Annotated in this window: 5 protein-coding genes; 4 read left to right on the top strand and 1 reads right to left on the bottom strand. The window is 66.5% G+C overall.

The genetic code is table 11. The annotated features are described in order from the left end of the window. Positions 1-169 precede the first annotated feature (169 nt). The 4 genes from VD972_RS44445 (at position 170) to VD972_RS44430 (ending at position 11,325) form a co-directional block, all read left to right on the top strand. On the top strand, positions 170-5,902 hold the full coding sequence (locus VD972_RS44445) for an alpha-2-macroglobulin family protein (protein ID WP_324996044.1): 5,733 nt from the start codon (positions 170-172) through the stop codon (positions 5,900-5,902). A 6-nt stretch (positions 5,903-5,908) separates the two neighbouring features. Then, positions 5,909-8,281 (top strand): penicillin-binding protein 1C, encoded by a 2,373-nt coding sequence (pbpC, locus tag VD972_RS44440; RefSeq protein WP_324996042.1) that lies wholly within the window; start codon positions 5,909-5,911, stop codon positions 8,279-8,281. 1,149 nt (positions 8,282-9,430) lie between these two features. After that, positions 9,431-10,657 (top strand): AAA family ATPase, encoded by a 1,227-nt coding sequence (locus tag VD972_RS44435; protein ID WP_324996040.1) that lies wholly within the window; start codon positions 9,431-9,433, stop codon positions 10,655-10,657. Further along, positions 10,654-11,325 carry a DUF4276 family protein gene (locus VD972_RS44430; RefSeq protein WP_324996039.1) on the top strand — a complete coding sequence of 224 codons (672 nt, stop codon included), beginning with the start codon at positions 10,654-10,656 and terminating at the stop codon, positions 11,323-11,325. Before VD972_RS44435 ends, VD972_RS44430 begins: the two co-directional genes overlap by 4 nt. A gap of 371 nt (positions 11,326-11,696) precedes the next feature. Here VD972_RS44430 and VD972_RS44425 read toward each other — a convergent pair. Beyond that, a partial coding sequence (locus VD972_RS44425; protein ID WP_324996037.1) for a hypothetical protein occupies positions 11,697-12,250 on the bottom strand: 554 nt, incomplete at its 5' end.

Below are 12,250 nucleotides of genomic sequence, written 5' to 3'. Positions count from 1 at the left end.
CTGCCTCGCGGTGTGGCCGGAGCCACCGTGGCTCCTGAGACACCATGTGGGCCCCAAGACGCGCGGGGGACGCCGTCGGGCCGTGGGCAGGCGACCACACTTTCCCTCGTGCGCGGCGCCGGGCCCCCGGCACGCGACGTGTAAGTTGATGCCGTCCTTCGGAGGAAACATGGGTCCGCAGTCTGTCGTGACGCCGAGTCCGCTCCGCCCCGCCCGTGCGCGGTGGCTGGTGGCGCTCCTGCTGGTGGGCACCACCCTCGCCGCCTGCAAGGAAGATCCGTCGGGGACGCCCCCGCCCACGCCTGTTCCAGGCACTCCCTCGCCCACCCCAGGCCAGAGCCAGGGCCAGGAGCCGCAGGCGAGCGTGGAGCCCCTCAAGCCCGAGTCCTACACGCCCGTCATCAAGGAGCTGGGCCCCGAGGGCGTCGTCCCGGAGAAGCTCATCTTCGAGTTCCCCCGCAGCGTCTCGTACCCCGAGAACGACGGGAAGAAGACCGTGATCCGGTTCTCGCCCGAAGTGGGGGGCAACCTGGAGCTCTACCGCACCAGCTCCGCGATCTCCTTCACCCCTGGCAACGGGTTCGAGCTCGGGACGACGTACACCGTCACCCTCGAGTCCGTGGAGACGCCGGCCGGCGTGGTGAAGGCTCCCGCCGAGGGGGCCTGGAGCTACAGCTTCACTACCCCGAAGCTCTCCTTCCTCCGCATGGCCCCGGCGCAGATCGACACCGTAAAGGGCCTGGTCACCGCGGAGCTCATGTTCTCTGGCCCGGTGGACGCCAACACGCTGCGCCGGTACGCCAGCTTCCAGGTGGAGGGCAAGCCCCTCTCCGCCGTGAAGCTGAGCACCCACGCCACCCAGCGCCACATCATCAATGCACAGCTCACCTCCGACCAGCTCCGGCCCGGCGCCGTCGTGCGCTTCGCCCTCAAGCCCGGGTTGGCGTCTACCTCCAGGAGCGGCGGCACGGCGCCCGCGGCCGAGGACTCCTTCACGCTGCAAGGCGGCAAGCGCCTGGACATCACCCGCGTCGCCGTCTCCGAGGGCAACAGCGGCTTCTACCTGGAGGTCAGCTGCCGCGACGTGGCGATGAACGCGCCCCCCGCCCCGGATGAGGGCGAGTGGGATCCCTACTATTACGAGAACGAGAACCTGGGCTGCGTGCTCGACGACAACATGGCCGCCGATGCCATCCGCTTCACCCCGCCGGTGAAGTTCTCCATCTCCCCCTCGCGCCGCGGCTTCCGCATCTTCGGTGACTACAAGCGTGGCACGTACACGCTGACGATCGACGCGGGTACGCTGTCGGTGGGCGGCGGCCGGCTGCTGTCCAAGTTCCAGAACCGCTACTCCATCAGTGCGCGCAAGCCACAGGTCGCCTTCACCTCCCAGGGCCGCTACCTGCCTCGCAGCGCCTGGCGCAACCTGCCCCTCAACCACCTCAACGTGGAGTCGGTGGAGCTCTCCATCCGCCACGTGCCTCCCGAGAACCTCGTCTTCTGGATGAGCAACGATGAGAAGGAGGCCGCCGACGAGCGCACCTCCAATGTCCTCGTCACCAAGACGATCTCCCTCAAGGGCGCACCGGACATCCTCACCAGCACGTACCTGGATGTCGGCAGCATGGTGCCCGCCACCACCCGCGGTGTGGTGGAGGTCTTCGTCAAGCGCGACGAGGCCCAGGCCGCCGCGCGCATCCTCCTCACGGATCTGAGCCTCGTGGCCAAGCGCGGCGGCACCGGCGCGGGCAACGGACAGGCAGAGGTCCTCGTGTGGGCGCTCGGCATGGAGTCCACCGAGCCGCTGTCCGGCGTGGAGGTGTCCCTGGTGAAGAAGAGCGGCCAGGCCGTGGCCCGCTGCACCACCGGTGGCGCCGACGGCTGCAAGCTCCAGGTGCCCGCGCTGGGTGTGGACGCCGCTGCCCCCTTCGCGCTCATCGCTCGCAAGGGCGAGGAGATGACATACCTGAAGTACAGCGAGCTGAAGACGGAGATCGCCAACTCGGACGTGCAGGGCGCGCCGTACCGCGCCGAGGCGGCGTACCGTGCGTCCCTCTACTCGGATCGCGGCGTGTACCGGCCGGGCGACACCGCCCACGTGGCGGCGGTGCTGCGCGATCAGGAGAACAAGGCGCCCCCCGCGGGCATGCCGGTGGAGCTGCGCGTCATCGACCCGCGCGAGCGTGAGTTCAAGAAGGTGGCCCTCAAGACGAACGAGGCGGGCCTGGTGGCGCTGGATCTGCCCTTCGAGGCCTTCCAGGACACGGGGAGCTACCGCGTGTCGCTGCGCGTGGCGGACCGCGAGGTGGCCACCTATGGCCTCCAGGTGGAGGAGTTCGTCCCCGAGCGCATGAAGGTGACGGCCGCCGTGGACAAGCCCGGCTACCTGCAGGGCGCGGTGGTGCCGGTGAAGGTGGAGGCGGCGTACCTCTTCGGCGGCTCGGCCGAGGGCAGCCCGCTCGAGCTGGCGTGCCGCCTGGAGCCCTCCGACTTCAAGCCGAAGGAGAACGCGAACTTCACCTACGGCGTGTGGCGGCAGAAGGCCACCGAGGCCAAGGCCGTCACCCTGGGCCAGGTGAAGGGCGAGGTGAACGACAAGGGGCAGGCGCTCGTCGAGTGCCCGGCGCGGGAGACCGCGGGCGGCTTCAAGGGCCCGGCGAAGCTGGTGGCGTTGGCCAGCGTCTTCGAGGCGGGCAGCGGCCGCTCCACGCTCGGCGAGGCCGTGGTGCCCATGCACCCCGAGTCCTACTACGTGGGCCTCCAGGCCGGCGTGCAGAAGGTGTCCGCGGGCAAGCCCTTCACCGTCACCGGCGTGGTGGTGGACTGGGAGGGCAAGCTCGTCACCGAGGCGAAGTCCCTCAAGCCCATCGAGGTGGAGTACCTCCGGCTGGATGAGGAGTACGGCCACTACTACGACGAGGACGAGGGCTATGAGCGCTACCAGCGCTACCTGCGTCCCGTGCGCGAGGGCCGCGGCGCCGCGAAGGTGGAGGGTGGCAAGTTCCAGCTCCAGGTGACGCCCACCCAGGATGCCGCCGGCTTCATCGTCCGCGTGCGCTCCGGCGCGGCGCAGACGGATCTCTACCTCGAGGGCCACGGCCGCTATTACTGGTACGGGGACGGCGAGGCGCGCGTGGACCAGACGCCGCGCCCGCTCAAGCCCGCCTCCCTCGCCCTGGAGCTGCCCAAGCTGGGCAAGCTGGACGAGCCCATCGCCGTGAAGTTCAAGGTGCCGTACCGTGGCCGCGTGCTGCTCACCGCGGAGACGGATCAGGTGATCGCCTCCGAGTGGAAGGCCGTGGAGCCGGGCGAGGTGACCTGGTCCTTCACACCCAAGGCCTTCGCGCCCAACGTCTACGTGAGCGCCTTCCTGGTGAAGGATCCGCACCTGGAGTCCGCCGAGGCCTTCATGCCGGACCGGGCCTTCGGCGTGGGCAACGTCGCCCTGGAGCCCACGGCCTACACGCAGTCGGTGAAGCTGGAGGTGCCCAAGGAGGTCCGCTCCAACAGCACCCTCACGGTGAACCTGGAGCTGGGCCCGCAGGAGGGCCCCACCTTCGCCACCGTGGCCGTGGTGGACGAGGGCATCCTCTCGCTCACGCGCTTCAAGAGCCCGGATCCCCTCAAGGAGCTGTTCGCCAAGCGCGCCCTGGGCGTGGAGACGTACGAGACGATCGGCTGGACGCTGCTGGTGCCTCCGGGCGGCAACTCGCGCTCCACGGGCGGTGACGGAGAGGGCGGGGCGGCGGGCCGCGTGCAGCCGGTGAAGCCGGTGGCGCTGTGGAGCGGTGTGGTGCCCGTGCCTGCCAACGGCAAGCTGAGCATCCCCTTCAACCTCCCCATGTACCGCGGTGCGGTGCGAGTGATGGCCGTCACCACCGGCCCCCAGCGCGTGGGCCGTGCCGACGCCCAGGTGCTGGTGCGCGATCCGCTGGTGCTCCAGACGACGCTGCCGCGCTTCCTCACGCAGAATGACGAGATCCAGATCCCCGTGTTCCTCACCAACCTCTCCGGCAGCCCGCAGGACGTGAAGGTGACGCTCACCGCGGAGAACCTGCCGGTGCCGGGCATGGCCATGCCGGCGGCCTCCCTGGGCTCGCCGCTGCAGATGCTGGGCAAGAGCGAGGGCCGCACGCGGCTGGAGAACGGGAAGGCGGCCACGCTCGTCTTCCAGGCCAAGGCGGTGATGGCCGTGGGCGCCGCGCGCCTGAAGGTGACGGTCGAGGGCGGTGGCTTCACGGCCTTCGAGCAGCTCGACGTGCCCCTGCTGCCCGCGGGCCCGCGCGAGCGCCTGGTGCAGCGCATCCCCCTGGAGGAGGGCAAGGTGGACCTGGCGCAGTACCTCCAGGGCTGGGTGCCCACCACCGAGCGCTCCACGTTCTGGGTCACCACCAACCCGTACGCCGAGTCCCTCCAGCACCTGAGCTACCTGGTCCGCTACCCGTACGGCTGCATCGAGCAGACGACGTCCTCCACGCGTCCGCTGCTCTTTGTCTCGCAGCTCATCGACAACGTGGATCCCACGCTCACCGGCAACAAGAAGGTGGAGGACATGGTGCTGGCGGGCATCAACCGCGTGCTCTCCATGCAGACGCCCTCGGGCGGCTTCGCCTACTGGCCGGGCAGCGCCGAGCCCGTGGCTTGGGGTACCGCCTACGCCACCCACCTGCTCCTGGACGCCCAGAAGCTCAAGTACCCCGTCCCGCAGGATCGCCTGGACGACGCGGTGGCATGGCTGGGCCAGGAGCTCAACCGCAAGGAGGGCACCGCCAGCCGGGATGACCACTACGGCCAGTCCTCCGAGGCCTACATGCACTACGTGCTCTCCATGGCGGGCAAGGGCCGCAAGGCGCGCGTCCAGAAGCTGGTGGACGCGCTGGCTCAGAAGAAGACGCTCAATGGCGAGGCGCGTGAGGAGGAGCACCTCCTCAAGGCGGCGCTCTACATGGCGGGCGATCGGCGCTACGAGAACGATCTGAAGAACCCGGACCTCGCGGCAGTCACCGACGAGCGGCGCAACAACTGGTCCTTCTACTCGGACCGCCGCCGCCGCGGGCTGATGCTCAGCACCTTCCAGGATCTGTTCGGCAATGATCCCGCGGGCGAGCCGCTGGCGCAGCAGGTGGCCCAGTCGCTCATCGGCCACTCCAGCGCCTGGTACACGACGCAGGAGCTGGTCTGGAGCATCACCGGCCTGGGCAAGCGGATCTCCGGTGCGACCTCCAGCTTCACGCCGCCCACGCTGGTGGCGGACGGCAAGGAGGTGGCTCCGAAGGTGAACGAGGGCGCCAAGACGGCCCGCGCCTCGGATCGGACGTGGGCGCTGGTCCGCGCCAGCGAGCGCAAGGGCGCCACGCTGGAGCTGAAGGACAAGGGCGAGGGCAAGCTCTACCTCATCATCAACAGCGATGGCGTGCGCTCCAACGGCGACGTGAAGACGGGCGGCGAGGGGCTGGCGATCAACCGCACGTACCGGAAGCTCGACGGCTCCACCGTCAGCCCGGAGGACTCCGTGAGCCTGGCGGACCTGCTCTACGTGGAGGTGGAGCTCAAGAACACGAGCGGCGAGCGCATCCAGAACATCGCCCTGGTGGATCGGCTGCCGGCGGGCTGGGAGATCGAGAACGCCCGGCTCGGCCGCGGTGGCGCCGTGGAGTGGGTGAACCCCGAGGAGCTGTGGACCGCGGACTACGTCAACATCCGGGACGACCGGATGGAGGTCTTCGGCAGCCTGCAGTCGGGCGAGTCGAAGAAGGTGGTCTACGCGGTGCGCGCGGTGACGGCGGGCAAGTTCACGCTCCCGCCGGTGGAGGCGGAGGCCATGTACGATCCCCGCATCTGGGCGCGCGAGGCGGGCGAGCAGGTGCAGGTGTCCGGTCCCTGGAAGGACTTCCTGCTCTAGCGGACCATGCGGCTGCCGCGCCTCACCAAGAGACGCCTCGCCGTGGGGCTGCTGCTCCTTCTGGTCCTGAGCGGGGCAGGGGGGGCGGCGGCGTGGTGGGTGCCGCTGCCCGAGCGGCTATCGGCAGCGCACTCCGTCGTCGTCGAGTACCGGGATGGGACTCCGGCGCACGTCTTCCTCGCGCCGGATGAGCGGTGGCGCATCGCCCTGCGCCCCCAGGAGATTGATCCGGCCTATCTCCGGGCGCTGTTCGCGCTGGAGGACAAGCGCTTCGCCTGGCACCCGGGTGTGGATCCGCTGGCGGTGGGGCGCGCGGTGGTGTCCAACCTCACGAGGGGACGCCGCGTGTCTGGCGCCTCCACCCTCACGATGCAGCTGGTGCGTGTGCTGGAGCCCCGGCCGCGCACCCTGCTGTCGAAGATCATCGAGTCCTTCCGGGCGGTGCAGCTCGAGCTGCGCCTGTCCAAGGACGACATCCTCGCGGCCTATCTCCAGTTCGTGCCCTACGGGCGCAACGTGGAGGGGGTGGAGGCGGCGTCGCTGGCCTACTTCGGGCACCGCGCCACGCACCTGAGCCCCGCGGAGATCGCCACCCTGCTGGCGGTGCCGCAGAACCCGAACCGGCGCTTCCCCACGCTGGAGAACGCGGCCCGGCTGAAGGCCGCGCGGGATGAGGTGGCGCGGCGGCTGCTGGAGGAGAAGGCGCTGCCGCTGGGGCCCGTGGAGGCCAAGGCCTCCTCTGAGGCCGTGCTCGCCGAGGTGCGCACCACGCCGGTGCCAAGCGGGCTGATGCCTTTCCCCCGGGAGGCCCCGCACGCGGCGATGTGGCTGCGAGCTCAGCGGGTGGAGTTCTCGCGGCTGCGCACCACGCTGGATGCGGGCACGCAGCGGCTGGCCGAGCGACTGATGCGGGACGCGGCCGGAGAGCTGGCCACCAAGGGCATCCACAACGGAGTGGCGATCGTGGTGGACCACGAGCGTGCGGAGGTGCTCGCGCTGGTGGGCAGCCTCGACTTCTTCGACACCCGGCATGGCGGGCAGATCCCTGGCTTCGATACGCCCCGCTCGCCTGGCTCGGCGCTCAAGCCGCTGCTCTATGCCATGGCGATCGATCGGGGGCAGGCGCTGCCCGAGCACCTGGTCGCGGACATCCCCGAGTCCTACGGCGGCTATGTCCCGCGCAACTTCGACGGGCGCTTCATGGGCCTGGTGCGGATGGAGTACGCGCTGTCCCAGTCCCTCAACCTCCCCTTCGTGAACCTGCTGCGAGGGCTCGGCGTGGAGCGGTTCCTGGGCACGCTGCGGCTGGCGGGCGTGAACAGCCTGCGGCCCGATCCCGGCTACTACGGGCTGTCCGCTGCGGTGGGAGGCCTGGAGATAACGCCGCTGGAGCTGGCCGGGCTGTACGTAGCGCTCGCGCAGGACGGCCGCTCACGTCCACTCGAGATGTTGGAGGACGGCAAGTCTCCCCCCGAGCCTCGCGAGCTGTTCTCCCCGGGCGCCGCCTGGCTCACCCGGCGCTCGCTGTCCCTGAAGGATCGGCCGGACTTCCCCGCGCGCCGCTACCTCACGGGCCTGCCCGCGCAGGTGCACTGGAAGACGGGCACGAGCTTCGGTCACCGCGATGCGTGGGCGGCGGGCTCGGGGCCTCGGCACACGGCGGTGGTGTGGTTGGGCAACATGGACAACGCTCCCAGCGTGCACCTGGTGGGGGCGGATGCCGCCGGGCCGCTGCTCTTCGATCTGCTGGAGGCCGTGGGACCCCGTGGGAAGGCCTCCGTGAAGGAGGAGCCGGTGGCCCCGCCGGATCTCGCGCGCATCGAGGTGTGTACCTACTCGGGCCACGTGCCGACGGATGCGTGCAAGGAGCGCAGGGAGATCTTCGCTCGGCGCTCCGCGGTGCCCACGCAGCCCTGTCCCTACCATCAGCGGGTGGAAGTGGATGCAAAGACGGGACTGGCGGTGAGCCCGGTGTGCCGCGCGGGCCGCGAGGTCGAGTCCCGCGTGTACCTCACTTGGCCGGCCAGCATCCGCCGCTGGCTCACGGAGCAGCACCGCAGCCTGCCGGCGCCTCCCGCATACGCCCCCGGGTGCGAGCCCGGCGGCGCCGAGCATGCGCCGGAGATCCTCTCACCCGCCGAAGGACAGGTGGCGCTCCTCATCCCCGGCGTCTCGCTGGATCAGCAGGAAGTACCTCTGGAGGCGGAGACGGCGCACGACCGGGAGCTGACGTGGTTCGTGAACGGGAAGTTCCTCGGCCGGGCGAAGGCCGACGAGCGCCTGTGGTGGACGCCCGCCGTGGGTACGCACGAGATCCTCGTCACGGATGATCGCGGCCTCGCTTCCCGCAGAGTGTTGACGGTCCGCACTCGCCCGTGACCCGTGACGATCCTTCAAAACGTGACGTCCGTCCATACGGTGAACCGGTCGGGGCCTGCCTCGTGGTCGTCGGAGTGGCAGCACCTCGCCCCCGGGTCTCAGGAGCGCGGTGCCGCCGTGACTGCGTCAAGAGCTTACACGACAGGGGGCACGCCTCGATGATGCTGCTGGGGTGCGCGCTCAGCGGCTCACTCCTTAATTTTGAAATACGCGCAACAACCTCGTCGAGCGCCAACTGCGCGACGAGGTGCTGGGCAGGAAGAAACATTACGGCAGCAAGTCCCGGCGGAGACCGAGGTGGTTGCTCCCTTCTACTCGCTCATCTAGACAGCCAAACTTCGGGGCGAGGAGCCGGGTGACTACCTGCTGCAGTCCGCGCTCGCCTCCATCGAGAACCCGGGGACCGTTACTCTTCCCAAGGGCCATGACTGACCAGCTCTCGTCCCAGGACGGCAGGAAAGATCAACTTGGTGCGGCCACGCGGCACGACGACCTCTTACCTCGGTAACACCTACCTGCACTCTGCCAGCCACCGGCGGCACCGGCGCAAGGCGTCTCGGGCTTGGCCGCGCGCACTCTTCCTCGCGTCAGGTTTGGGGTGCCGCCTGGCCGTATAGCGGTGCGTGAGAAACCAAGTCCACGCCTCGCATGCCTGTTCCCATGCCTCCTGCCGTCTCCTTTTGCGCATCGCGTTCCCTCCATAAGAACTGCTGGGCATGCCTAGAGGAGCCTCCCTCTCCTTATCCAGACGGGGGTCGGCGAACAGATACCGTCCAGGAGAGCCTACTTGGGCCGTGGAGCGCTCGCACATCGGACAGGTAAATCGCGACCCGTGAGGAGGACCCCCGCGCCCAGACGGGGCCGCTGGACTCGTGAAGTCGCGCTAGCGTCGAGGCTCGCCTGCTGGGACTGTGGACGGCTCCCAGGGTCGAGGCTCGCTTGTTGGGTCGGTAGAGAGCGCGCGTGTCGAACAGGTGAAGTTGGGCCGATGGGACCCTCGCGCGTCGAGGCGCGCTTACTGGGCCCGGTGGAGGGCGCGCTAGGACTGCGATCAACGAGGCTGCCCCCGGCCCGTCAGCCAACCTGCGCCTGAAATTCGAAGGCCAATTAGGTTGACGCCTACCTGTGAAACGCTGATCCTTGGCGCCTATGTCACGTCTGCTGGGAATCAGAATCAAGAACTATCGCGCGCTTGCCAATGTAAAGATAGGTCAGGTTCAGTATGCACGGGGGGAACCGCTGCCCCCATTGGCCTGTTTCATTGGTCCGAATGGGTCTGGAAAGTCGACACTCCTCGACGCATTCGGGTTCATCGCAGATTGCTTACTAGAAGGGGTCGAGGCGGCATGCGACAAGCCGCTGCGTGGAGGCTTCGACCGATTGCGAACTCAAGGAGCCAAAGGACCAATCGAATTCGAAATTTTCTTCGACCTTGGTGATCCTGCGCGACCTATTGTCTACGAACTACATGTGGACAAAGTAAAGAGCGTACCGGCGGTTACTCTTGAGACTTTGCGTCAGAGAAGGGTTGGCGAGACGCGGGGAAAGCCTTATTACTTTCTCAAGCTTAGGAAAGGACAAGGGAAAGTATGGGCTGGCGCTGCGGTGGCGGTCAAAAGGGAAAGCAAGGATGCTGAAAGGGTTAATCTGGCAGATGGGAACCGGCTTGGAATCACCACTCTCGGAAACCTAAGCCAGCATCCACGCATCGTGCAGTTTCGCACGTATGTCGAACAGTGGTACCTTTCCTATTTCGTGCCCGAAGCCGCGCGTGCTTTGCCCGCAGTCGGAGCGCAGCGATATTTGGATCGGCAAGGGTCAAACGTTGGCAATGTTCTTCAATACATTCAACGCCAGCATGCTGACCAATTTTCGAAATTGCTGAAACAGCTAACGACCTCAATTCCGGGCCTGAAAAAGATTACGCCAGAGCCAAGCAAGGATGGTCGCCTGCTGCTCAAGTTTGACGAGGCCGGCTACGTCGATCCGTTCTATCAGCAGAGTATGTCCGACGGCACGCTCAAGATGCTCGCGTACTCCGTGCTCTTGACGGATCCTGAACCACGGCCATTCATAGGCATCGAAGAACCGGAAAATGGGCTTTACATAAAGCTAGTCGAACATCTCGCGGCGCAACTCCGTTCACATGCGACGAGCAAGTCAAATCCAACGCAGGTTCTAGTTACTACCCACTCACCGTATTTCGTTGACGCGCTCTCTCCTGAGCAAGTTTGGGTGATTAAAAAGAACCCCAGGGGTCACGCTGATGTTGTCAGGGTCGCTGATATTCCTAAGGTTAAAGAGTTGGTCGATGGTGGATTGCCGCTGGGGTCACTGTGGTACAGCAACCACCTGGACGAGCGGTCGACGCAATGATTATTCATGCTCTGGTTGAGGGACCGTCTGAGAGGGCTCTTTTTTCGTCGTGGATGCCTCGGGTGTTGAGTGGGCATACGGTGAGGGTCTATCCGCACCAAGGCAAGGGTAGACTGCCAACCAAACTGACCAAAAAGCCGGATCCCAAGCACAGGGGATTGCTCGATCAACTTCCAGCCAAACTGGCTGCATTTCAAGCCTCAAGCGACCACAATGACGAGGCTGTATTAATCGTTGTTGACGCCGACGCCGACGACTGGGTCGAATTGATTAGCGAGATATCCTCCGTCGCAAAGAAACTTGCTCCGAATCTTCGGGTGTTAGTGAAGGTCGCTGTTGAAGAGACCGAGGCATTTTATCTTGGCGATCTTCGAGCGCTCGAGCGCGCATATCCCGATGCCAATATGAAGGCTGCGCGCGACTATACGCCAGATTCGATTTGCGGGACCTGGGAAATATTCGGCAGGATTATAGGCGATGACGGCGGAAACAAGGTGGCATGGGCAGAGGCGATGGGGCCGCGTCTTACGACAAACGCAGCGAAGAGTCGATCGCCATCCTTTAAGGATCTTTGCTCAGCCTTGAGTAAACTTGCTCCGAAGCCTGCGCCAAAAAAGAAACGTCGACGATTTCGCCACATTCCCAAGTCGATGAAGAAGAGGCGTTAGGTTGGCGCCTTTTTTGTAGGTGTGGAGCACGTCAGGACGTCCGCCACCATTGAAGCTCTCAACCTCGAATCCGTGGAGCGCACTGGTGCCGGACAAGTGAAACTGGGCCGCTGGAGCGCTTCCGTGTCCCGTTTCCTTTCTGGGCTTGGTGAGCGCGTGTGCGGCGTACAGAGGAAGTTGGGCCGGTGGCGCGCGCGTGTCCAGGCTCGCATGCTGGCCCGGTGGGGCGCTCACGTCGGACATGGCTGGTGGACTGGTGGAGCGAGCGCAGCATCGAGGCGGGCCTGCTGGGCCGATGGAGCGCGCGGCGTGGCGCGTTGACCAGCGCGGTTCGGAGCGCGGAACGAGCACATGGCCTCGAATGTGTGAAGTCACGTGGGAACTACGGAGGTATCTGCTGGTGGACCCTTGCGAAGCGGATCCCAGGTAAACTCCTCGGAGGGGATCAGCTTCATGTTCGTGAGTTCGTGCCTCTGGATGAACTCGGCAAAGCGCTCGGAGACGAGGAGCCGTCCTTGGAGACCCCGGGGCCGGAACAGGTCCTCGCCCTGCCATGTGCCCGGCTCCAGAGTGAAACCATAGATCGCGTCCACTCCGCTGTTGCGGCACTCTGGGCATTTCACGGGCTCGTCACGGCGGATGCGGCTGCGCACATCATCGACAGCCCCGCGACCGAAACTCGCGGTGACGGCGAGGTAGGGGGGCACGGTACTGGGCTGGGGACCCTTGCGCTTCCTCCGCACGCGCAACACCTCGACAGGATGGAAGCCAAGCAGCCCAGTCAGTCCTTCCGCCCGAAATGCTTCTTCGAAACGCACGGAGATCAGGAAGTCATAGCCAGAGGCTTCCACGAAGTCGCCTAAGTCCTTGCCGTGCAGCTCTAACTCGCCTCGGTAGGGGGGCAGCCACGTCCGCATGCCGATGA

The organism is Hyalangium sp., from assembly GCF_035629615.1.
Taxonomy (GTDB): domain Bacteria; phylum Myxococcota; class Myxococcia; order Myxococcales; family Myxococcaceae; genus Hyalangium.
Note: the sequence above shows the minus strand (reverse complement) of the source record. Positions and strands in the feature narration are given on the sequence as shown.

Bases quoted from the DNA above. Each gene is read 5' to 3' on its own strand.
- VD972_RS44445 (WP_324996044.1), top strand. From the start codon at position 170: ATGGGTCCGCAGTCTGTCGTGACGCCGAGTCCGCTCCGCCCCGCCCGT.
- pbpC (WP_324996042.1), top strand. From the start codon at position 5,909: ATGCGGCTGCCGCGCCTCACCAAGAGACGCCTCGCCGTGGGGCTGCTG.
- VD972_RS44430 (WP_324996039.1), top strand. From the start codon at position 10,654: ATGATTATTCATGCTCTGGTTGAGGGACCGTCTGAGAGGGCTCTTTTT.
- VD972_RS44435 (WP_324996040.1), top strand. From the start codon at position 9,431: ATGTCACGTCTGCTGGGAATCAGAATCAAGAACTATCGCGCGCTTGCC.